This is a genomic window from Paenibacillus sp. FSL E2-0151 (assembly GCF_037993015.1).
In the GTDB taxonomy this organism is placed as follows: Bacteria; Bacillota; Bacilli; order Paenibacillales; family Paenibacillaceae; genus Paenibacillus; species Paenibacillus amylolyticus.
In genome coordinates this window covers 599325-621555 of sequence record NZ_CP150308.1, presented here as the reverse complement: position 1 = coordinate 621555, position 22231 = coordinate 599325, and the positions used below count along the sequence as shown (strand labels likewise).

Here is a 22231-nt window from a genome sequence, read left to right as displayed (position 1 = left end):
GAGTGACATCTGAGTGTATCCATATTCCATCATGCTTCATCGTCATGCTCTGCCCGCCTTCCGGCTCCAACGTTGCAAGGAATTAATGATCAGCAGCAGGATGAAAGAAACCAGAAGCAGCAGCAAAGCTACAGCTGTAGCGCCTGCATAATCGAACTGCTCCAGCTTGGCCATGATCAGCAAGGGAGCAATCTCCGTTTTCATCGGCATATTGCCTGAGATAAATACAACCGAGCCATATTCGCCAATCCCCCGGGCAAAAGCCAGAGCAAAACCCGTCAGCAACGGTGGAATCAGATCTGGCAGCAGAATCGTGCGGAATATCCGCCATCTCCCTGCTCCCAGTGTCGCAGCTGCCTCTTCCACTTCTGCCTCCAGCTCTTCCAACACCGGTTGCACCGTGCGAACTACAAACGGAATTCCGATAAACATCAGCGCCAGCGTAATCCCGGCCTGTGAATAGGCGAGCTTGATGCCCAAAGGCTCTACAAACTGCCCAATCCAGCCATTGCCGGCATAGATCGCCGTAAGAGCAACCCCTGCTACCGCTGTCGGCAAGGCAAAAGGCAGATCAATGACCGCATCAAACAGCCTTTTGCCAGGGAATTCATACCGAACAAGCACCCATGCCAGGAGTAACCCCAGCACGAGATCAATCAGCGCCGCTGCACCTGCGGTCAGGAAGCTGACCTTGAATGAAGCCAGCACCCTGGGATTGGTCGCAACCTCAATCATGGTTGCCCACGTCAGCCCTGTTGAGTTAAATAACAGCGCAGCCAGTGGAATAAGTACAACCAGGCTCAGGTAGAACACACTGTAACCCATCGTTAATCCAAATCCCGACAATGTGCGTCTCCGCGCCACCATCACCTTGCTCATGCACGTTCATCCTCTCTGCCTTCAGCCGGTAAGGCTGGTTGGCCGCTCACAGCGCGATTGATCAGGTGTTCATTGAACAGAGCAACCTTAGCTGCCTGGAACATAGATCTGGTCGAAGATACCACCGTCATTGAAATGTTTGGCCTGAGTATCCCGCCATGTGCCAAATACATCTTTCAACGTGAACAGCTCAAGTGCCGGGAACTGATCTTTGAATTTTTCCTCCACGCTGTCCAGCGTTGGGCGGTAATAATTTTCAGCAGCAATCGTCTGTCCTTCTTCACTGTACAAATATTTCAGATAGGCATCCGCCACGTCGCGGCTTCCTTTTTTGTCTGCATTTTTGTCCACAATCGCAACTGGTGGTTCAGCCAAGATACTAACCGAAGGCACGACAATATCGAATTTGTCCGGACCCAACTCTTTTACCGATAGGAAAGCTTCATTTTCCCAAGCAAGCAACACATCACCGATGCCACGTTCAACAAACGTTGTCGTAGATCCGCGAGCACCCGAATCCAGCACAGGCGCATGTTTGAACAATTCACCAACAAATTCCTTCGCCTTCTCTTCATCATTGTTATTATGCTTAAGGGCATATCCCCATGCCGCCAGATAGTTCCAGCGCGCTCCGCCGGACGTTTTGGGGTTCGGTGTGATGACTTGGGTATCCCCTTTGATCAGATCATCCCAGTCCTTGATGCCTTTTGGATTGCCTTTACGCACAAGGAATACAATCGTAGAGGTATACGGAGAGCTGTTATGCTCGTATTTATCCTGCCAACCTTCGTTAATCAGACCTTTATCTTCAATCGCATCAATATCGTATCCCAATGCCAGCGTCACCACGTCTGCATCCAGTCCGTCAATAACAGAACGGCTCTGTTTACCCGAGCCCCCGTGGGACTGCTTGATGGTCACTTCCTGGCCTTTCTCTTTCAACCAATGCGCCGCAAACGCTTTGTTATATTGTTCATAGAGTTCCCGCGTTGGATCATAGGAAACATTCAGCAGCTCGATGGCCTTGGCCCCTTCTGTGCCGCCTTCCGCTCCCCCCGATGTTCCTGCCGTACTGGACCCGCCGCTATCCGATCCGCATGCTGCCAGTACCCCTGTTAACACCAGTGCCAGACCAACCAAAATACCCTTATGAATTCTCTTTTTCATAAATAACACTCCCCCGATATAGATCTGCATGACTACCTCAGGCCGGCTGAACAGGATCAAACGCCCCGTAAAAAAACAAGAAGACGGAGGAACCCCCGCGCACTTCTCCCCATAAAGTCATGCCGGCTTAAGGCCGTGCGTGCTCCATCTGGAAAGGATGCGCTGCGGTGTTCCTCCGTCTATACGGTGAGAACGTTATTCTGTTCAGGTTGCATGGTTGCATCTGTCTGTAAAATGACCGTTTTCACAATGAAAACAGATTCATTTTTATTATTCCTACCTGTTTAGTAAGTTATATACGTATAATAAAGGCAGTCTATATACCTGTCAAACGTTTTTTCCGATTTTTACCGTATTTCTGGGCTATTGGCAAAAAAAAGAGGAACAACGAACCAGCGTCCGTTGTTCCCTTCAGCGAATCCCATGCTTCGCTGGCTATTGTAAACATAAACGGAATTGGACAGCCACACCTTGTCCATTCCTCATCTGCCCGCATACCGGATATTGGGTACCGGTGGTGTGCTCATGCCTTCTCCCAGATAAAAACCGGTGTGTGGCGGTTGGTTGTAGGCTACATTTTGCCAAGCGACGCCAAGACGGTACACTGGATCATGCATCAGCGTATAGATGCGTTTGTCCGTAACTGCTGTTGTGGTATAGATCCGCAGTGCTGAACTGTCATTCGTCCGCCATACCACTTCCTCTCTCCAGTCCCCGAACAGATCGGCCTGCAGATTCGGCGTAGACTTGGTTCCGTTATTGGAAGATACGCCGGAAGCGGTGAGCAGGTTCATCGTTGTGCTGTTAGCATAGTTCCACTTATCGATTCGGTTGCTGTCCAGCAGTTCACGGAGCAGATCCCCATCCCACCAGATGCCAAAATTCGTGGAGGAAGGCAGGGTTGTCCCTAGTTTCTGCCCTTTGGCTGTGTACAGACTGCCGTCTGCCCATACTTCGGCACCTTTATATCTTGGATCGATATCTGCCGCCATGCCACGTCCAATATCCTTCGTTGTTTTGACTCCCCAGATTAACTGGCCTGTACCTGCATCACGGAATTCCACTCCGGCATTGGATGGCGTCTCATGAACCTGAAATACCTCAAGTCCAGGGCGGTCCGGGTCGAGGTCACTCAAATGCATGGCATCGCCATGATGAAGTCCTGTTGTGTACAATCCTTTGCCGTTGTCATCCACCGCCATGGCACCATAAACGATCTCGTCTTTCCCATCTCCGTCTACGTCCGCCACACTCAGATTATGATTGCCCTGCCCGGCATAACCCGAGTTACCGGAGGTATTGGAATCAAATGTCCATTGTTTGGTCAGCTGTCCGTTACGCCAGTTATAAGCCACGAGCACTGTGCGGGTGTAGTACCCACGCGCCATGACCAGACTTGGGCGCTCTCCATCCAGATAAGCAATGGCGGCAAGGAATCGGTCCACCCGATTACCGTAGTTATCCCCCCAACTGGATACATTGCCACGCGCCGGTTCGTAGTTCACCGTGGAGAGTGCTTTGCCAGTCTGCCCATTGAAAACCGTCAGGAATTCGGGACCAGACAACACATAACCGCTAGAATTACGGTAATCCTTGCTTGCATCCCCGATGACCACGCCAGTGCCATCCTTGGTGCCATCGGCTGTTTTCATCGCAACTTCGGCTTTGCCATCACCGTCGAGATCGTACACCATGAACTGGGTGTAGTGAGCACCCGCTCGGATATTTTTGCCCAGACTAATCCGCCAGAGGCGTGTTCCGTTTAATTTGTAGGCATCGATAAACACTTCCCCGGTATAACCACTCTGGGAGTTATCCTTAGAGTTGGAAGGGTCCCACTTCACAATCAATTCATACTCACCATCACCATCCAGGTCACCTGCACTGGCATCATTGGCACTGTAGGTGTAGGCTACTCCATCGGGCGTTGTCCCACCTGCGGGTACACTAAGAGGAACAGACAGATAGTTGTTGTCCCACACGCTCGCTGCCGCTGAAGCAGCCTGCTCCGTTCCACTGACGACAGCGCGAACCGTATATTTGGAACTGCTTGTCCCGCTTGCATCCTGAAGGTTGGTGCTGTTTGTTATGGGCGATGCGTTCACCTTGGTTCCATCCCGATAGACGTTAAACGATACATTTGAACCTTCCGTACCCAGAAGCCGCCAACTGATAAACACACCTGTACCTGTCTTCACAGCCACCACTCCGCGATCCAGATACTCCATCTGCCTTGCACCCGCTGCATGTGTTACCGGTGTGTTGCCCAATCCAAGCGAAGTAACCAGTAACGCGGAACTCAGCAGGGATACTCCCGCTGTACGTAATGTGCGCTTCCACAATGATGAACGATTTCCCATAAACAATTGCCTCCCCAATTGGTTTGGTAAGCCCGATGCCCTTGTAGCGCCATCTTTTATGTAAGCGCTTTAATATATAATTATTTTAAATTAAACATATAATTCCATCTATAGGTCTAATTTAGTAATTGGATGGTGGTAAAGGAAAAAAGCCAAAGGATTTTTCCTTCGACTGCGTTAAGTATATTACAGTTTAATCATAATGCTAAATATGCTAAATAGATTCAGAACTGAAGTACTTCTATTAAGCATTAATTCGCTGCATTTCATTAATTAGTAATTTAAGCTTTTCCTTGTCTTCAAAATTTTCACTACTAAAGCTTTTTTCAAGAAAAGCCATTACATATTTAATGAAATTGAGATCATTATTTTTTTGGATAGAGAAGTTCAATCCTTCTAAAATTCGACTTATTGCAACATCGCGATTGTGGTTTAAATAGTATATCGCCAATTCCCCTAGAAGTTTTGCATAATTTTGATCCATCATTGAAGAATTGTATTGTCCAAATTCTGTCTTGTATGTACGTAAAGGAATGTAATCCGAGAAACGCTCTAAAATATCATCAATATTCCAGTTAAACTTATTCGCTGCCTGGATGATGTAACGTAATGCCAAAAATATCTCATCCGGGTATTGTGTGATGTAATTTGCATATTTTTTAACAACATTTATATCCCCAGATAACATCTGATAGAGATACTTATTAGCCGTTGCCCATTCTTCGAATTGCTTCAGCACACGTCGAGACTCCTCATCGTCCTCCCGCACCCAGCTCTGTCCACTTGCATAAAGCCCCACAAGTTCTAATGCTTTGTCATAGTCTCCCTGCTCCTCAAATACCGTCGACTGAATCAACCAAGCATATAGTATATAAAAGTAAAGTGGCCGTACTGTTAGTTTCCACTCCTGATTTTGTCGTTCCGAAATGTTAATTGTATTATATTGAATTTTGGCTAACTGTAACATCTTGTCAGCGAAATTTTTAACTTCGCTCCATTTATTTACCGAGCCAAAAGCATGGATTAGATCTTTGAAGGCTTCAAGTTGGTACCCCTCATCCAACCGGTCAACATAGGGCTCGAACAAGATAGCCAACCTTAGATTTTCCTCCAGGTTCTCTCCTTGTCCAATTAGAAACAATCGATACTGACACATCGCAAGCCGTTCGGAATGCTGATATTTCTCAACTTCACTCACACTCTTATATAACAATGCCGCCGCAGACCGCTGATTTTGTTCAAATAATTGTTCAGCCATCTCAAATAGTTCTGTCGCATAATCCAGGTCGTCCAGTAGCCGATAAAGAATCTGTTCAATGCAGTCCAGCCGATTCAACTCCGCACTTCGGAGAATAAACGGTCTGATCCGCCGCATGGATACGGAATAAGCAAAACATTCTTCCACATAGTCGGTAAAAAAATGATCCGCTGCCACGCCCATTCCTGATGATAGCGCAATCAACTGACTCACGGATATGGGACGATTCCCATGTATAATACGACTAATTGTGCCTGTATTAATGCCAGAGACTTCCGAGAATCGGGAGAGCGTCATGCTGTTCTTATCGATAAACTGGGTTAATTGCTCCCGAATTGAATTTGCAGGTTCCAAGGAAAGCACCACCCTTCGTGCAACATCCAGATTTTAGGTTTTATCCCTATATATTCTGATCATAATGAACGTTCGAACAATGGTCAATAAAAAAATGTTATAATTGCCACTATTTTCAAGTTAATCGCATAAAAAGACTAAAAAAAGCTGTAAAACCATGTGTTTCTCCATGATTTCACAGCTTATAGACCAATTTTATACCACAGGCGCAATACATACCGGACGAGGCAGTTCCAGCTTGAATCCGTTATGCGTCAGACGTCCGTCTTCTTCACTGATCTGGAAACCTACGAGGTTATTGCTGTCCTGATTCGCCACGACCAGAATCCCACCTGGCAAAATATTAAAGTTACGCGGTGTCTGCCCAATCGTGGACGTCCACTCTACGGCTTCCAACTTACCGCTCTCTTGGTCAATATGATAGAGCACGATGCTGTCATCTCCCCGATTGGATGCATACAGGAAACGTCCACATGGAGATACACGGATGTCTGCAGCCGTACCCTCTCCTTTATGCCCATCTGGAAGTGTGGAAATGTGCTGCACCGTAGTGAACTCCCCTCTGCGCTCATCGTACAGGAATGCCGTAACCGTGTTGTCCAATTCGTTGATTACATATGCCCACTTCGAGTTGGGATGAAACACAAGATGCCTTGGACCTGCGCCTGGTGGCTGATCCGTCTCACGATGGGTAACCAGACGTCCCTCTTCCAAGCGATACACAATGATCTGATCCAGACCGAGGTCACATACGATAGCATACTGCCCGGACGGATCGGGTTGAATGGAGTGTGCATGCGGCCCTTCCTGGCGTTCTTCGTTGATTCCACTTCCCGTGTGCTCCACCCATGCACTCATCTCACCAAGCGTCCCCTGATCGCCAACCGGGAATACATTTACACTGCCGCTGCTATAGTTGGATGAGAACACCCACTGACCATCCTTGGAGACAGACACATAACATGGAGAAGCCCCTCTGGTCTGTTTTCGATCCATCAGGTGCAGCTCGCTCGTTGCCGCATCTCTCCGATAGACCAACACCTCTCCCTCGTCCGTCTCACTCGCCACATACAGACAGTTTCCATCCGGGCTTAGCGCCAGATAAGACGGATTTTCCACACCATCCATGTGATTGACGATTCGCATCTCTCCTGTATCCGCATTCAACGCACATAGGAATATTCCGGGTTCATCCGCTGACGCATACGTACCTGTATAGAAAAGCGTTTCCTGTTTTTTGACTGGTTCCATATCTAAATCTCTCCCTTATCTTGTATATTCACTGTTCTGATTCTTCCCACTGGTATGTACTTACCCAATTCACGGGCAACTGCTTCACTTCCTGTAACGTGGCTTTCTAAATCGAGAACACCTCCGGTGAGCGCTCTCATATCTGTCATTGACTCCCTTATCGCCTCTCACCATAATACAAAGTATGAGACCTAACAATAGACCACCCCTACAGCGTAAATCTGACGGATTTCGTATGCAAAAACTCATTGTGCTTCCGGACTCCCTGCTGCAAGAAACCGCAGCTTATCCGGTCACGTCCGGATTATATGTTACCGATATCGGTTACTTTCACGAAGCGGAGCATCATTACCGTGATCGTCCCGATGGTTGTGAATCACACATTCTGATGTACTGTGCCCAAGGCACAGGCTGGTATACGATGGATGGCAGCAAGACTTATGATGTCAGCCCGGGAAACCTTGTTATATTACCTGCACATGTCCCTCATGTGTATGGTGCCAACGTAGCTGAACCTTGGAGCATCTTCTGGATTCATCTGCGCGGGAAACACGCTTTATCCTACATAGAACCCTTGTTAACTCATCATATTACTACCATGCCACCGGCCAAGGCTCAAAAATGGCTTGAGCTGTTCCATGAATGTTACGGCGCACTTGAGACGGGTTACTCCATGCAGACGATGACGTATGCCTCCCAGATTATCGGTTATATGCTTGGTATGCTCGCTTATGGACCGGAGACGACAGGAACAGATGGTGGGATCGTGAGCAGCAAACGTGCGGCCGAACAATCCGTTCAATATATGCTGGAGCACCTGGAGAATGGAATCACCCTCAAGGAACTGGCGGCTCACGCGCGGCTGTCTGTCCCTCATTACTCTCAGTTATTCAAGCAAGCTACGGGGCATTCACCCATCGATTATTTCCTACGGCTTAAGATTCAACATTCCTGCCGCTATCTGGATTTTACCGATTGGACCGTGAAGCAGATCAGCTCCGAGCTTGGATTCAAGGACCCGTACTACTTCTCCCGTCTGTTCAGCAAAATGATGGGACGTTCACCCACCGATTATCGAAATAAATCCAAAGGTTAGAGGCAGTGCCTTTACTTAGCCCTATCTGAATGATTATGAATTCAGTTGGAAAATTCCAGCAACCTTTTGAACAGAAGGGTCGTCTATAGGGCAAATAACTTTTATATAAAGGGATCATCCCTAGAAAAGTGAGGCGAACCTATCATGAAAAAAAATATACTTGCTACATTAACTGCGGGAGCTCTGCTCACGCTGTCTCTAAGTGCAGGCCCGATCAACGCTGCGCAGGCCCAATTCACGGATATTCAAGGTATCGCAGGAGCAGACAAAATCGAATCTCTCCATAAAGATGGATTCATCAAAGGTGTGAGTGACAGCTTGTTCAAACCTGAACTGGAGTTAAATACCGCTCAGGGCATTCAACTGATTGCGGACGGCCTGAATCTGAATCTGGACACGATTCGTTTTATCAAAATGCCGGTACCAAGTGACTACTTCTCTGCTGTAAAAGATGGCGTATGGTACAGTGATGCATTTATCCGCGCACAATATAATGGCATTCAGATGTCACAGAATATCGATCCGTCCAAACCGCTTACTCGTGAACAATTCACACTGTTCCTGATGCAAGGCATAGAGACCAAAGGCGGTCTGCCGATGATTAATATCAAACCTGTGGACATTACCGACGAAAAGGAACTTACGCCAGAGTATCAAGGTGCCATTCAGCGTTCACTCGTTCTCAAAATCAATGAACTGGATGCCGACGGAAACTTCAATCCAAAACAAACGATTACTCGCGCCGAAGCAGCAGTGATGATGTATAACGCAATCGAGTACATGGAATCGTTCCATGCACCACAAATCCCGGGGACACCTGAGAAGTAATCATTTCATGGTGGAAGCTAAGAACTCACTTGAGTGGTGAATCCGATCTATTGGGGTCCCAATGAATGGCCTTTTCCATACAACCCCAATATGCCAAACAGCCGCACCTTCCCTCAACAGGAAAGTGCGGCCGTTTGTATTATACCTATATCACTGATGCAATCATCAGATTTAACTTTCTAACTTAGAAAGAACCTTTAACAACAACTTCAGACAACGGTAAACGTCCTGACGGGCGAGCTGGCTGTGCAGCTTTACCTACAGTAATCAACAACGTTGGCACAAATCGTGCAGGAATGTTGAATGTTTCCATCAGTTTTTGTGGATTATATCCACCGATTGGACATGTATCGTAACCCAGGGAGCGTGCAGCAATCATAATATTTTGGGAAGCAAAGGATGCATTGCGAATCGCTTCATCGCGAGCGATTTGCGGGCTTTGGTAAGCACCGTTGATCTGTCCAACCAATGCGTCACGAACCTCTGCAGTCAGTGCGCCTGCTTCAACAGCTTGATCGTAGATTACGGTGTTACGGTTTGCTTCCAAATCTCCGAGAACAGCAATCGTAACCGAACTTTCCACGATCTGACTTTGACCGTAAGCAACTGGCAGCAATTTCGCTTTGTCTGCTTCGGATTCAATCACGAGGAATCTCCAGTGTTGCAGGTTCCATGAAGATGGTGCTTCCGCAGCTGCTGTCAGAATCGCATTGAGATCAGCTTCAGGCAATTCAAACCCTTTTTCGTACTTTTTGACAGCATGGCGTTCGCTAATAACGCGAAGTGTTTCATTTTTTTCAATGCCTGACATGTGTTCCACTCCCCAGAATCTAGTTTGTTTATACTTCTTTTACTTTCGCAAGGTGATCTCGAAGTTTACTCTACCAGGGATTTTCCTTCCGAAAATAACATCAGCGCAGACGATCTCTCCTCATCTGTGTTCAGGTTATGCCCGGAATCGCTTGAGAACATCAATGGATCTTTCACCGGAGCATACGCCCATGCCGTAACTTGTCCACCATGCCTGACTAAACCAAGGCCATGTCATGAAGGACCATTCGTTGTGGACTCCGTCAGGACTTCTCCTTTGCAGGCAATCCATTCAGCGACAGGGTTATCGCTTCCCCATGACCTATGCGCTCTTTCACATCCTGGATGGATATACGGTCAAAATAAGCGCTGAGCGCCTCTTCGCCTCCGTTATATATGTTCCCCATCACATCCTGCATATTGGAAGATACCACGCATGATGAACCGGACTCCCCTGAGCACCAGTTGGGACCGAGTGAACCACCAGCTACCAGTCTGTACAATTCTCCCAGCTTGATCTCTTCACTTGGACGGCTAAGCAAGTACCCACCATGAGCACCTTCCTTGGTCGTCAGGTAACCATGCTTGCGCAGAACACTAAGTACCTTACGGACTCTGGCCGGGTGTGTACCCACACTCTGGGACAAATCTTCACTATTGGCCATACACTCATCTCTCATCGACAGAAAAACAAGACAATGCACCGCTATGGTAAATTCACTGTTCATAACTTACTCCTTCCCGGCTTACAACACCGATGAACTCCAACTCAAGGTAAGTATAACTGTCATTATATGAATAACAGTTATGTTTGTCAACTTTCACCCAGCATGGAGATCAAACGTGATTTTTCCTGTTATACCAATACTTACAGCTCATCAACATAATTAAGCTAGGATGAACATCCTTTCTTCATTTTAATCCAAAAAGAACAAAAAAGTGAGCCTTCCGCTACGCGAAGGGCTCCAATAAGATAGACATATGAAAGGGCTTACGTGATTATTATAATCGGTAATCCCCAATTTGAAAACGCTTTTTTTGTAAAGTGCATCATTATTTTAAATTTTTTTTATTTGAATAAATTAAACAACAGGTATTGCTAAAACTAATCCCATTAGTTATTATACTAATACCATTAGTTTTAAGGAGGGTTTAACGATGCGTATTACCCGAGAATTTGATGTCGTTCAAGTTACGTTTTTCCCAAGACTCTTCCCTGTGAACGTATACCTGGTTGAAGAGGAAGATGGTTTAACCCTGATTGATGCCGGAATACCGGTCAGTCTTAAGGGGATTTTGGCAACTGCCCAGTCCCTTGGAAAACCCATTACCAAGATCATCCTGACTCACGCTCATAGTGACCATATTGGTGCATTGGATCGTCTCAAAGAGGCACTGCCTCAAGCCGAGGTCCTCATCTCCAGACGAGATGCCCGGTTATTGGCGGGTGATACTTCCCTTCTTCCCGGTGAGCCTCAAACCCCGGTACGCGGAGGCGTGCCTAAGCCCAAAGCGGTGCGCACCCAGCCAAACCACTTGTTGGATGACGGTGACCAGATTGGTTCACTGGTCGCCATTGCCTCACCAGGACATACGCCGGGGCATATGTCCTTCATGGATACGCGCAGCCGCGTGCTCATCGCTGGCGACGCGTACCAGCTGCAAGGCGGCCTTGCCGTATCCGGCCGCGTGCGCCCACTCTTCCCGTTCCCCGCGCTGGCGACGTGGAACCGCGAAGCGGCTCTGGCCAGCGCGAAGCGCCTGGCGGAGCTGGAACCGTCCGTGCTGGCTGTAGGCCACGGACGGATGCTGCGCCAGCCCGCGGCCGCCATGCGCGCGGCAACCGCTGATGCACAGCAGCGGTTTGATCTTGCCGGGGGGCAACTATGAGCCCCCGGCAAGGGCTGGATCGCGGCGCTCTGCTCAGCGCCGCCACCCAGCTTGCTGACAGCGACGGTTTTCAGGCGCTGACACTGGCCGCGTTGGCACAGCGGCTGGATGTGCGCTCGCCGTCGCTCTACAACCACATCAGCGGACTTCCCGGGCTTCGCCAGGAAATGGCGCTGATGTCCGTACAACAGCTTAGCCGCGCATTAACCGCGGCTATCGCTGACCACACTGGCGATGATGCCATTCAGGCCATCGCTGCGGCATACATTGGCTTCGTCCGCGAGCACCCCGGGCTGTACGAAGCCTCATTTCATGCCCCGGACCGCGAGGAGCCACAGCTCGCCGCGGCCAGCACAGCCACGCTGGAGTTGCTGCTGCACAGCTTGCAGCCCTACCCGCTAACCGAAGCGGAAGCATTACACGCCGTTCGTGGTTTGCGCAGCCTCTGCCATGGATTTGCCTCCATTGAGGCACAAGGCGGCTTCGGCATGGACTTTGATCCGGACGAAAGTCTGCGTCTGACCGTATCCGCCTTCCTGCACGGACTCCGGCATCTTCACCAGGACTAGTTAAGCCACGCATTGCATCATGAAAAAGGACTGCAGAGGATCTGCAGTCCTTTTTCATTGCCGTATACTGGTACATCCCACAGATTTGACAATAATAATGCTATAGTTGCGCCAATGACTTTTAACACATTAACATCCACTTTGAATTCATCTTTCATCCGCTTGTGTTCTTTATAATTTCTTTCTTTACAATTTCATTTAATACAGAGAAAAATGGCGCCTCGGTTGCACGATGCCATGATCGGTGCCCTCTGACCAAAATCTAACGAACCGAGGACACTCTATAGCGGCAATTAGAGCGAATAACAACAACTAACAAACTCCACACATCCTATTTCGCAGAAAACTGGCTGCGGGACAGGAATAATGAGTATATTCCGTCATTTAACCTGTCTGTGATTCGTTACATTTACCAACGTACCAAATTAGGACAAATAAGATGTGCTCAGTTCGTTAGAATGTGCTACGTACGGTGCTTCAAATCACATTGCCATAGCGGCACACGTCCAGACACACATTGTGTTATGGAGCTAAATACGGAGCGTTCATGCTCCAAATTGCGTTGATCATGCGGATGCGGATACATGGCTAGATAAGGATCTTACCTTGATCATAATGCACATAGTAGTACATGTTTTATTACTATTCATGTATAGATCACGCTATAGTTCAGTACACACATTGGGGCGATTCTAGATACGGAGCTTACCCTGTTCGTGATGCACACTTTAGTACCTGTTTTAATACGTGTCCTAATACGAATCATTTTATAGCTCACACTACATGTACGCCGCAGCGGGATAATTTTTGTTTTGGATCTAGCTACAACTCCCATTGTTCAGGGCGGTAAGAGTCTGAAACATATTCGATCTACCCAGTCCCAGTCCCATTTCACCTGGCAATCTGATCCTTACTTGATACGCCCTGTCTCTCAACCGCACTTTTGCCTTTCACATCTACGCACTTCTCTAATATGTACATCTCCCGTTCCTCTCGAAAGGTGGAATGGACGCTGGTTTCCCTCTTTCCATTGAAACGGTTCTCGATAGCCTATCTATGGCCATTGCTGCCGTCCATCCTGCACTTCATTCAAAATATGCTTCATCACGGGCACGTACACCTTCCAGTAGAACATGTCCGGAATATCTTTCTGATCTGGCGTAAGCTTGGACCGGACGACCTCCCATCCCCGGATTCGGCGCCAGAAGGAATAATGCTTCATCTCTCCAAAGGACCCTGCCATGTAATACGACCGATTATAGTCGTCATATCGGACAAGTGCAGCAAATTCCGCCGGAATTCCTGCATCCACCAGCTTCTGCTCGCCTGTCTCCGTCAGATCCGTCTTATACCAGGCCAGTATGGAATTCTTCTGTTGCGGCACAATGATATCAAACCAGCCATTGTAATGTATATCCTGGGTTATACCGCTCCAATCGCTGCCTTCCGGTGTAAATGCAATCTGTATATTGCCTGTCTTCACATCCGGACCTTTCTCCAGTACCATAACCTGTCCATCCATATGGATCAGCAGCATACCCGCTCCTTGATAAGACCATTTCTTCTTCTCCTGCTGCTCATAGTTCGTCCGAATCCAACGGGGTACTTCCTCTATACTTTGCAGATTAGATACCGATTTCCCTTGCCATCCACTGCTGTTCACACCCAAGATGGGGTATAGTTGCTCTCTTGTCATCTTGGAAGCCGTATTTGCCAATGCACTGTATTCGGCAACAATCGTTACCCCTTTATACGCAGCCTCGCGGATTTTCTGCACATCATATATCGTTAATCCTTCATAGATTCCGCCTTGTTTCCCTTCACTCTTCTGTGCAGACAGACTACTCCGATTCGCCGTCAGATAGATCAGATCCGTATCTGTCACCTCATCAGGCAGCAGTTGCTTCATCCGTGGAAGCCCGTTCTGAAGATCATAGCCGTAATAATCCTCTTCATACGAGTAGTATTCCCCTGTGTGCTGTACAATCTTCTGTTGATTCAGAAGCCAAACCAACCCCTTGTGCCCCTGATAGGACAAGTCCGGTCTGCTCTTGTCAATAATCATGATGTTCAGTGAAACCGGGGCCTGGGATTGCCACATAATCCAGGGGACAACCAGCACCACCGATACCACTGTAAAACAAGCCAACGTCCACATCGTGGCTGGCCTGTAACTTTTTTTCATGAAGCGTATTCCTCCTTGCTCTGTTCCAAGGTATTGTCAGGATCGATCGTTAGATTACCCTAATCCATGTCTGCTGTCCTTTTCCTCTGCCTTCCGCAATCCCATAGCCTGCAACATGCCATATATACGGGATATGTTATTCAGCGGTCTGAACCAGAACGTCTCCGTACATGCATACAACAGCAGACGTGTCACCTCTCGGGACGTATATGCCTTGCGTGAACACCATATTTCGAACATCACCACACTTGCGGACAACAAGGAACCATAGAGGGTCAGTAGCAGAACGAGAATGATGCATAGGTTAATATCCACCCACTGTAGCCCTATGCCTGCAATGAACAGCACGATCGCTCCCAGTTCCAACACAGGCCCCAACAATTCGATCAAAATAAAATAAGGGATGGATACCATCCCCATCCAGCCATAGGCCGGATTGAAGATCATGCTCCGCTGAGTCCATAGACTGCTTGCAAGCTGCATGTGCCAACCGATACGCTGTCTGCACAGCTGACGCCATGTACCGGGTACTTCTACCCTGCAGATCGGATCGGGAATATATATAATACGGCCACGTTTCCGAATCTGCTTCATATGTTTCTGCAACCGCATCACCAGTTCCATGTGAGCGACCTGGTCATCGCGCTTGTATCCTCCAACTTCCAACACCCGGTTCTTTTTGAATATACCGAATACTTCAGACGTAAATAAAAGCACATTAATATTATAACGAACAAGTCCCACGCCGCTAATCAGAAAAGCACGCACGTATTCAATGGTCTGCATTACATACAACGTACTGCCCGTAAGTCGTGTGCTGTTATCCGTTAAATCCGTTTGATTCGTATTTCTGGAGGCCATGAGATCTACTCGTCCACTACAAGCAACGACCTCTTCTCCTGGGAGAGCATCCATAACGGGTTTCATAATCTTCACCAATGCATCCCGTTCCAGAACTGTCCAGGGTCCAACAGAGGCGATATAAGGATATTGCGAGATATTCAGACCTGTATTCAGGGAGTCCATTCGTCCCCCATACGCCTTGTCGATCACAATCAGACGATGATGTAATCTGGATTGGTAGACACATTTAATCTGAGCCGTCTCCTGACCGAGTCCCTAATAATGAACTTTACTCCGAATGGGCATCAGATCATAGGTTTCTTTTAGACGCCGCATGGTCTCATCCTCTGATCCATCATTAATGATAATAACCTCATAACGTGCATACCGAATATCCAACAGACAGCTGATTCGCTGTACGATCGTATCCTCGCTATTCCGCACCGGAACAAGCAGGGATACCGCAGGAGCCAGTTCTTCATCCAACATCTCATGATATTGCAGCGGGTCCAGATCCCTCTGGCGGATCAATGTGCGAGCGGCAGCAACTACCAGAACACTACACATCACAATCGCTAACACAAGATAGATAAATATCCCCTCGTAACATGCCAAAACAAAACTCCGCAGCATCTCAATCCATCTTTCGTCCATACTGCATCCTTTCCAGCGTTTCCTCCGCTATCTGCCTTGCATATTTATCCGGATGGTTTACAGCCGTATCCCGGAGTTCTTCAAGTCCCTGCTCGTACCGGGCAAGAGAGTTCGCCGCTTCCTGTCGGATCTGAAAAGAAGGATCACCCATCATTACCTTCAGTCTAGGAATAAAAGCATCCGCATGAACAGTACCCATAAGCTGGGTCACTGTTAGTCTTTCAAAGCGTTGCCTCTCCTCACCAGATTCGTTCCATACCAGCAATAGCCCCTTCAGCAAATCTTCACGACCTCTGCTCACTTGAGCCAATGCCTGATACGCATGGGTACGGAGCAATGCATCCTCTCCAAGAATGAGCTTCTCCAGTAGGACAACAGCACCCTCCGTCTGATCATCTCGAATACGAATGGCATGGACGATATTAGACTGGACCTGGTAAGGTACATCCTTGAAATGATCCTTTAGACGAGTCCAGGATGAATCGGTAAGCAACAGCAGAATCTGCAGATACTGTGAATCGGACCATACATATTGCTCACGCATCAATTCCTTCACGATTCTGAAATAACCGGTTCTGGCATATATGCGCAATATGATGAAGCGTTCAAGCGGCGTACAGGAAGTAACCCGCAGCATATCCTCTAACCTGGGCAGAAGCTCTATCATATGAAACTGTTCAATATATAACAACGTGTTGACCCGTTCACTCCACTTTCCCGTCTTCAGAACCGACCGGTATGAACTTCCAAAGACTTGCCAGGATAACAGACGAATTCGCAGAGTCTCGTGCTCTTCCGGACCTTGAGCAAGCCGTTGCAATAACAGCTGCTGCAAAACACTCTGTTGATCTCCACTCATGTTCAGTAAGTCAGCTTTCACTTCTCCTTGGCCCAGATACTGCTGTAACACTGAATCTTCGGAAAGTAATTCCTGCATCAGTACCGTCTTAACCTTTTCCCTGTGCCTACTGCTATATTTCATCCATAAGATGTAACCGTAGATAACCAGCAAAAAAGCTAGTACACTTGCACATATGAGGCTGACCACATGTACTAACCAATCTGTATTGCCTACAAGCCACCCTCTATGATGTGAGCCGATAAGCTTGATATACATCCATTGTTGTCCAATCATTGCATGATTTCCCCTTAATCGAATAAACAGCCTTACAACGGGCACAATAATACAAAATTTTCAAATACACCCTGTGAATACATATCGGGTATATGATACACTAAGCTTTCTATCGGCTTTCTGCGTTTGTGATATAATAGGAACTGAAAATTCCGGCAATTCGTATTGGGTTCCGGATCTCCGGATAACATATTATTCCAGAAAGAGGGAGTTCTACGTGGCTCAAATCAGTCCGTACTACCTGCAAATCGGAGCAACCGTGGGCATGCTTGTCATGGCACTGCTTGCCATCTTCATCCGCATGAAAGCCAGTCACAGACCGGTGACCATTCGTAAAATCCTTATTCCTCCGCTCGGCATGAGCACAGGATTTCTCATGTTTGTTGTACCGGCAACACATGTTCCTCTACTCTGGGCATTCTTTGCGTTTCTGGTGGGCTGGTTCCTCTTCTCCTATCCCCTCATTCGCAGTACACGGTTTGAACGAGTAGGTGAAGAAATTTTTGCCACACGTTCTCGCAGCTTTGCTTTTATCTTGCTTGGATTGCTGGCCGTACGCCTGATCCTGCATGAAGTCATTCAGCGATATGTAAGTATTCCGCAAACAGGCGGATTGTTCTTCCTGCTGGCTTTTGGCATGATTGTACGCTGGCGTGTATATATGTACAAACACTACAAAGAAGTGCTGGTCGCCGAACACTAGTCGCCCTACATAGACCACGCACAGATTTACAGATAAAAAAGACACGTTCTGCTGCACCCTCGGTGTGCAGAACGTGTCTTTTCGTTTTCAACCTAATTGTACATGTAAACCATTCAATATCTATTCAGGATCTGCAACCTTAACCAGTTGCTTGCCCAGATTATCTCCCGAGAAGAGACCCATGAATGCTTCCGGCGTCTGTTCGAACCCGTCCACAATGTTTTCTTCATACTGGATATGACCTTCCTTGATCCATTTCGCCAACTTGGCACGGCCTTCCTTGAAGGATTTCGTATAGTCACCCAGCAGGAAACCTTTCATTAATGCTGTATTTGTTAATAGCAACGTCTGTGGCCGCATCCCGATATCCGGCTTCTCCAGATTATAAGACGAGATCTGACCGCATAACGGAATACGTGCATTCCGATTGATGTGACGCAAGACTGCATCCGAGATGTCACCGCCCACATTGTCAAAGTAGACATCTACACCATCCGGGCAAGCCCGTTCAATGGCCGCTGACATATCCTGCTCCTTCTTGTAGTTCAACACCACGTCGAAGCCCAGCTTCTCTTTCAAATAAGCGCATTTCTCATCAGAGCCTGCAATGCCAACCACGCGTGCTCCCACAATTTTACCAATCTGACCTGCAATCATGCCTACCGCTCCGGCTGCTCCCGATACAACAACCGTTTCGCCGTCCTTCGGTTTGCCGATGTCCTCCATACCAAAATAAGCCGTCAGACCCGTCAGGCCCAGCGCACCCAGGTAAGCCGTGATTGGTGCTTCTTCGGTATCAATTAGCGAAAGATCAGCCGTATTCACTGCGGCATATTGCTGCCAGCCCCACATACCGGATACGAGGTCACCTTTGCGCAGATTCGGTTCCGAAGATTCCACAACCTGTCCAATTGCTCCACCCTTGATCACTTCATTTAACGCGTACGGTGCAGCATAGGATTTTGTATCTTTCATGCGGCCCCGCATGTATGGATCAACCGACAAATATAATGTACGTACCAGGACCTGCCCAGCTTCCGGTTCAGGAAGAGGTGCATCAATGAATTTGAAATTCTCTCTGGATGGGGCACCTTCGGGACGAGAAGCAAGTACGATCTGTTTATTTAAAGACACCAAAATTACCTCCTTGTTGCCAAGTGGACGCAAGGTTAACCCTTGTCAGCTGAGATCACTTACCACTGGCTCTGTGTTATCACTTCTTAATAGTTTAAACCGAAACAGGCGGTTCACAAACGTGGGCCGCCTTGAAATATGCAAATATCGTCACATTGTAGCTGCTTTTGGCTATTATTGTGCTGTCAAAATCACTGGACCATCCGCCGTAATGGCAATCGTATGTTCATACTGGGCAGACAGACTTCCATCCAAAGTACGAGCAGTCCATCCATCTGAATCCAGCTTACTTCGGAACGTACCAATATTCAGCATCGGTTCGATCGTAATAACCATGCCTTCCTTGAGACGCGGACCCCGATGAGGCGGACCGTAGTGAGGCACTTGTGGTTCCTCATGCATCTTCTCACCAATGCCGTGTCCGATAAACTCACGCACAACCGATAGGCCTTCACCTTCTGCATACACTTGAATCGCATTGGAGATATCTCCGATCCGGTTGCCCACCACGGCAAGTTCAATGCCTTTGTACAGAGAGTTTTTCGTTACATCCAGCAGATGTTGTGCTTCCGGAGTCACTTCACCTACGGCATATGACCAAGCCGAATCCGCCAGCCAGCCATTCAGATTAACGACCATGTCGATTGTAACGATATCGCCGGCTTTCAGTGCATATTTTCCCGGAAACCCGTGACAGATCACATCATTAACCGACGCACATGTCGCATATTGGTATCCGTTATATCCCTTTTGTTCCGGCGTAGCGCCATTTTTCTTCATAAAAGCTTCTGCAAACTGGTCGATCTCCTGTGTCGTAATGCCTGGACGAATCATCTTTGCAATTTCTCTATGGCATGCGGCGAGAATTTCTCCGGCTTTTTTCATATATTCAATCTGTTCTTTGGTCTTCAATGTAATCATAATAACTACTCCTGTCCGTTAAAATCTTATCCTGTCCTCTATTGTAACGCTAAACACTCAAAATAAAAAATTCCGTGCAATCAGCAACATCCTATTATACGCCAAGCTCCTGTCCAATGAATACAATTATCCATGAAAAAATCGAAACCCCTCCATATCTGACCACGTATATGCTTAAAACAGTTGAAGTCGAAAGGGTGAAAGCTCATGTTCAAAAAGATTATCGGCAAACTTATCGATTCCAAATCTTCATCTCACCGCAAACGTTACAGCTCCTCGGACAGGCGCTCATATAAACGTCACAGCAGCTCCTCAGGCAAGCGTTCCTACAAGCGCTATTCTTCTTCGGATGTGAAATACCGGGACAGCCGTAGTGGCTCCGGGTATTACAAAAGCAGAAAATACAGCTCCAGCTAAGCGGCTTTCACCACTGCTTTAAAGAGCAATGATCGTGCCAGCAGCTTATTAGACGCTACAATAAATGAATATGTAATAAAGGGGTGTTCGCTAGCCGTACTTACGGCCAGCAGAACACCCCTTTATTTGTTTCTATATAAGTATGTATCAATTTTGCTGATTTTGATGTCTTAATGCTTCAATATAGCAAATTCGCTTATCCAGGGAGAACGAATAATACACTTTAAATTTATCAACTAATATCCGGTACGTCCCTTGCCAGGATGGTTCCTGAGCTGGCATGGATTCCGCCATGACAGCCACTTTCATCTCAATTCTTCGAACTAGTTCAATCTTATAGAGCTTTGTCTCTTCCTGAGTGAAACGAACACTTCTGATTTGAGCGAGAGCCTTTCTTGCTGAAGGTGTCCACTGGATCAACATCTATAAATTCCCTTTTTCAATTGCGTCAATTATATCATCTGTAGAGTAGACCCTACCCGAAGAAATATCTTTTTTGGCTTGCATAATTAAAGTTTTGAGCTCCAGATCACTTTCTATTTCTTCCTGAACCACGTTTTCCAGCGGCTTGATTAAATAATGCTTACCTTCAATATCCACAATGGTGTCTTTTTTGCTATGAAACCATGTTTTGAATAATTCGGCATGATCGCCTTCCAGTTTTTTAAGCATAAGATGAATCGCCTCCTTCAACGTGTAATTGTTATCCATTATATCATTTAACCCACTGTTTTGATACGTTGTGCATTTTCAGTAAAAAGGAAAAAGACCCCTGCAGATATCATACGAAGAGGTCACGGATAACAAATATAGATCCGCCTATAGAGCTTATTTTCATTGTAATTTCAGCAACACTTTCTCAATCTCTGCCTGTAACTCTGTCGCCCCACCCTCATAACTTGGCCGGAGTCCAAGGAGTCGCTCCAGCATCTGGTGCAATTCCGGCGTAAGCTTAAGTTCCTCCTGCCAGCTGGCGGGTTCACGGCCCTTCTCTGGCTCATAAGCCGAATACAGCATAAAGAGAAGAAAGTGGCCGATATCCTGCAAATCATGATCCGGTGTAGCCGGTTCATCTTCAGGCTCAGGGACTTCACGCATACGTCGCTTCAGCTCCGGCAACAACGGCTCCCCCAAGCGTCTCGCCAGGCCAAAGTCAATCAGATGCACCGTCCCTTCACGTAAAATAACATTGGGAATCCGCACATCTCCATGAATATATCCCTGCTCATGCACATGAGCCACCGGAGCCAGCAGTTGACCTGCCAATTCCACACATTCCCGCTCCGTATATCGAAGACCTTGCTCAAATATGCAATCTTCCAGCGTCTGTCCACGAATATACTCGGTAACGATATAACTTCGTCTCCCGGATGTGAACACATCCAATAGATCAGGGATCGCTGGATGATGCAGACGTCTCATCACGTCCGCCTCCCGCTCCAACAGGTGCGCAGAGAGTCTGCCCTTGCTAGGCTTGGACTCCTTCAATGCCACTTCCCTGCCGTTCTGGTCATCTGTACACAGGTATGTCAGCCCATAGCTCCCCATACCCAGCAATTCCTGTATTGTATAACGCTCAGCAATGGTCGTGCCTTTCCGCCGAGGACGATCCGTCCATAGTCCGAGCAATCTTTGCCAACTTCGTCGCAGCTCCACAGATCCTCCCACGCCAGCTTCCTGATCCACTCAGTCTTTATCTATACTGAGCAGTTCGTTGCCAGTCTTCATGTTGTATGGAGCTTATTATATCAGGCCCATAATGCAAAATCACGATGGG

General features: G+C 47.5%; 21 protein-coding genes. 6 read left to right on the top strand and 15 right to left on the bottom strand.

Annotation, left to right across the window (positions count from 1 at the left end; all coding sequences use genetic code 11):
• Window positions 1-42: 42 nt before the first annotated feature.
• From cysT to MHI55_RS03010, 5 genes are all read right to left on the bottom strand, one after another.
• Window positions 43-879 (bottom strand): sulfate ABC transporter permease subunit CysT, encoded by an 837-nt coding sequence (gene cysT, locus MHI55_RS03030; RefSeq protein ID WP_340388740.1) that lies wholly within the window; start codon window positions 877-879, stop codon window positions 43-45.
• A gap of 87 nt (window positions 880-966) precedes the next feature.
• Entirely contained in the window at window positions 967-2046 is a 1080-nt protein-coding gene (locus tag MHI55_RS03025) for a sulfate ABC transporter substrate-binding protein (protein WP_340388738.1), read from the bottom strand.
• A 482-nt stretch (window positions 2047-2528) separates the two neighbouring features.
• Window positions 2529-4406, bottom strand: coding sequence for a rhamnogalacturonan lyase (locus MHI55_RS03020; RefSeq protein ID WP_340388736.1), 1878 nt, complete (start codon window positions 4404-4406; stop codon window positions 2529-2531).
• 244 nt (window positions 4407-4650) lie between these two features.
• Window positions 4651-5847 carry a transcriptional regulator gene (locus tag MHI55_RS03015; protein ID WP_340388734.1) on the bottom strand — a complete coding sequence of 399 codons (1197 nt, stop codon included), beginning with the start codon at window positions 5845-5847 and terminating at the stop codon, window positions 4651-4653.
• A gap of 366 nt (window positions 5848-6213) precedes the next feature.
• Window positions 6214-7269 carry a lactonase family protein gene (locus tag MHI55_RS03010; RefSeq protein ID WP_101314924.1) on the bottom strand — a complete coding sequence of 352 codons (1056 nt, stop codon included), beginning with the start codon at window positions 7267-7269 and terminating at the stop codon, window positions 6214-6216.
• Between the two features lie 235 nt (window positions 7270-7504).
• Between MHI55_RS03010 and MHI55_RS03005 the strand changes: the two genes are divergently transcribed.
• On the top strand, window positions 7505-8365 hold the full coding sequence (locus MHI55_RS03005) for an AraC family transcriptional regulator (protein ID WP_180361885.1): 861 nt from the start codon (window positions 7505-7507) through the stop codon (window positions 8363-8365).
• 144 nt (window positions 8366-8509) lie between these two features.
• On the top strand, window positions 8510-9193 hold the full coding sequence (locus tag MHI55_RS03000; protein ID WP_340388732.1) for an S-layer homology domain-containing protein: 684 nt from the start codon (window positions 8510-8512) through the stop codon (window positions 9191-9193).
• A 184-nt stretch (window positions 9194-9377) separates the two neighbouring features.
• Here the strand turns inward: MHI55_RS03000 and MHI55_RS02995 are convergent, their stop codons facing one another.
• Window positions 9378-10004, bottom strand: a complete 627-nt coding sequence (locus tag MHI55_RS02995; protein WP_036607468.1) for a nitroreductase family protein — start codon at window positions 10002-10004, stop codon at window positions 9378-9380.
• 262 nt (window positions 10005-10266) lie between these two features.
• Entirely contained in the window at window positions 10267-10731 is a 465-nt protein-coding gene (locus tag MHI55_RS02990) for an Rrf2 family transcriptional regulator (protein ID WP_091038227.1), read from the bottom strand.
• Between the two features lie 430 nt (window positions 10732-11161).
• Between MHI55_RS02990 and MHI55_RS02985 the strand changes: the two genes are divergently transcribed.
• Both MHI55_RS02985 and MHI55_RS02980 read left to right on the top strand, forming a co-directional pair.
• A complete protein-coding gene (locus MHI55_RS02985; RefSeq protein ID WP_340388730.1) occupies window positions 11162-11893 on the top strand; it encodes an MBL fold metallo-hydrolase in 732 nt (243 codons plus the stop codon).
• Window positions 11890-12462, top strand: a complete 573-nt coding sequence (locus tag MHI55_RS02980; protein WP_340388728.1) for a TetR-like C-terminal domain-containing protein — start codon at window positions 11890-11892, stop codon at window positions 12460-12462. The genes MHI55_RS02985 and MHI55_RS02980 overlap by 4 nt, the downstream gene beginning before the upstream one ends.
• A 1054-nt stretch (window positions 12463-13516) precedes the next feature.
• Here MHI55_RS02980 and MHI55_RS02975 read toward each other — a convergent pair.
• The 4 genes from MHI55_RS02975 to MHI55_RS02960 all read right to left on the bottom strand — a co-directional run bounded on the left by MHI55_RS02975 (window position 13517) and on the right by MHI55_RS02960 (window position 17279).
• Window positions 13517-14647: a hypothetical protein gene (locus MHI55_RS02975; RefSeq protein WP_076254452.1), complete on the bottom strand. Its 1131-nt coding sequence runs from the start codon at window positions 14645-14647 to the stop codon at window positions 13517-13519.
• A gap of 54 nt (window positions 14648-14701) precedes the next feature.
• Window positions 14702-15700, bottom strand: coding sequence for a glycosyltransferase family 2 protein (locus MHI55_RS02970; RefSeq protein ID WP_340388725.1), 999 nt, complete (start codon window positions 15698-15700; stop codon window positions 14702-14704).
• A 66-nt stretch (window positions 15701-15766) separates the two neighbouring features.
• Entirely contained in the window at window positions 15767-16144 is a 378-nt protein-coding gene (locus MHI55_RS02965) for a glycosyltransferase family 2 protein (protein ID WP_340388723.1), read from the bottom strand.
• A complete protein-coding gene (locus tag MHI55_RS02960) occupies window positions 16125-17279 on the bottom strand; it encodes a HEAT repeat domain-containing protein (protein ID WP_036607482.1) in 1155 nt (384 codons plus the stop codon). Before MHI55_RS02960 ends, MHI55_RS02965 begins: the two co-directional genes overlap by 20 nt.
• Before the next feature lie 217 nt (window positions 17280-17496).
• On the opposite strand from MHI55_RS02960, the gene MHI55_RS02955 reads away from it, so the two are divergent.
• The gene (locus MHI55_RS02955; RefSeq protein ID WP_036607484.1) at window positions 17497-17982 is read left to right on the top strand and encodes a cytochrome c biogenesis protein CcdC; all 486 of its coding nucleotides are present in this window, start codon (window positions 17497-17499) and stop codon (window positions 17980-17982) included.
• Between the two features lie 120 nt (window positions 17983-18102).
• Here the strand turns inward: MHI55_RS02955 and MHI55_RS02950 are convergent, their stop codons facing one another.
• Complete coding sequence (locus MHI55_RS02950) at window positions 18103-19116, bottom strand: NADP-dependent oxidoreductase (protein WP_036607487.1); 1014 nt, start codon at window positions 19114-19116, stop codon at window positions 18103-18105.
• 174 nt (window positions 19117-19290) lie between these two features.
• On the bottom strand, window positions 19291-20037 hold the full coding sequence (gene map, locus MHI55_RS02945) for a type I methionyl aminopeptidase (RefSeq protein ID WP_340388721.1): 747 nt from the start codon (window positions 20035-20037) through the stop codon (window positions 19291-19293).
• A 207-nt stretch (window positions 20038-20244) separates the two neighbouring features.
• On the opposite strand from map, the gene MHI55_RS02940 reads away from it, so the two are divergent.
• Window positions 20245-20454 carry a hypothetical protein gene (locus tag MHI55_RS02940; protein ID WP_017690946.1) on the top strand — a complete coding sequence of 70 codons (210 nt, stop codon included), beginning with the start codon at window positions 20245-20247 and terminating at the stop codon, window positions 20452-20454.
• Window positions 20455-20877: 423 nt separating this feature from the next.
• Here MHI55_RS02940 and MHI55_RS02935 read toward each other — a convergent pair whose 3' ends face one another.
• Together MHI55_RS02935 and MHI55_RS02930 are read right to left on the bottom strand one after the other, a co-directional pair.
• Window positions 20878-21126, bottom strand: a complete 249-nt coding sequence (locus tag MHI55_RS02935) for a hypothetical protein (protein WP_017690948.1) — start codon at window positions 21124-21126, stop codon at window positions 20878-20880.
• 162 nt (window positions 21127-21288) lie between these two features.
• Entirely contained in the window at window positions 21289-22140 is an 852-nt protein-coding gene (locus MHI55_RS02930; RefSeq protein ID WP_340388719.1) for a protein kinase, read from the bottom strand.
• Window positions 22141-22231: the final 91 nt, after the last annotated feature.

Excerpts from the sequence above, each read along its gene's own strand:
- cysT (WP_340388740.1), bottom strand. The coding sequence starts at position 879 with ATGAGCAAGGTGATGGTGGCGCGGAGACGCACATTGTCGGGATTTGGA.
- MHI55_RS03025 (WP_340388738.1), bottom strand. The coding sequence starts at position 2,046 with ATGAAAAAGAGAATTCATAAGGGTATTTTGGTTGGTCTGGCACTGGTG.
- MHI55_RS03020 (WP_340388736.1), bottom strand. The coding sequence starts at position 4,406 with ATGGGAAATCGTTCATCATTGTGGAAGCGCACATTACGTACAGCGGGA.
- MHI55_RS03015 (WP_340388734.1), bottom strand. The coding sequence starts at position 5,847 with ATGGGCGTGGCAGCGGATCATTTTTTTACCGACTATGTGGAAGAATGT.
- MHI55_RS03010 (WP_101314924.1), bottom strand. The coding sequence starts at position 7,269 with ATGGAACCAGTCAAAAAACAGGAAACGCTTTTCTATACAGGTACGTAT.
- MHI55_RS03005 (WP_180361885.1), top strand. The coding sequence starts at position 7,505 with ATGCAAAAACTCATTGTGCTTCCGGACTCCCTGCTGCAAGAAACCGCA.
- MHI55_RS03000 (WP_340388732.1), top strand. The coding sequence starts at position 8,510 with ATGAAAAAAAATATACTTGCTACATTAACTGCGGGAGCTCTGCTCACG.
- MHI55_RS02995 (WP_036607468.1), bottom strand. The coding sequence starts at position 10,004 with ATGTCAGGCATTGAAAAAAATGAAACACTTCGCGTTATTAGCGAACGC.
- MHI55_RS02990 (WP_091038227.1), bottom strand. The coding sequence starts at position 10,731 with ATGAACAGTGAATTTACCATAGCGGTGCATTGTCTTGTTTTTCTGTCG.
- MHI55_RS02985 (WP_340388730.1), top strand. The coding sequence starts at position 11,162 with ATGCGTATTACCCGAGAATTTGATGTCGTTCAAGTTACGTTTTTCCCA.
- MHI55_RS02980 (WP_340388728.1), top strand. The coding sequence starts at position 11,890 with ATGAGCCCCCGGCAAGGGCTGGATCGCGGCGCTCTGCTCAGCGCCGCC.
- MHI55_RS02975 (WP_076254452.1), bottom strand. The coding sequence starts at position 14,647 with ATGAAAAAAAGTTACAGGCCAGCCACGATGTGGACGTTGGCTTGTTTT.
- MHI55_RS02965 (WP_340388723.1), bottom strand. The coding sequence starts at position 16,144 with ATGGACGAAAGATGGATTGAGATGCTGCGGAGTTTTGTTTTGGCATGT.
- MHI55_RS02960 (WP_036607482.1), bottom strand. The coding sequence starts at position 17,279 with ATGATTGGACAACAATGGATGTATATCAAGCTTATCGGCTCACATCAT.
- map (WP_340388721.1), bottom strand. The coding sequence starts at position 20,037 with ATGATTACATTGAAGACCAAAGAACAGATTGAATATATGAAAAAAGCC.
- MHI55_RS02940 (WP_017690946.1), top strand. The coding sequence starts at position 20,245 with ATGTTCAAAAAGATTATCGGCAAACTTATCGATTCCAAATCTTCATCT.
- MHI55_RS02935 (WP_017690948.1), bottom strand. The coding sequence starts at position 21,126 with ATGCTTAAAAAACTGGAAGGCGATCATGCCGAATTATTCAAAACATGG.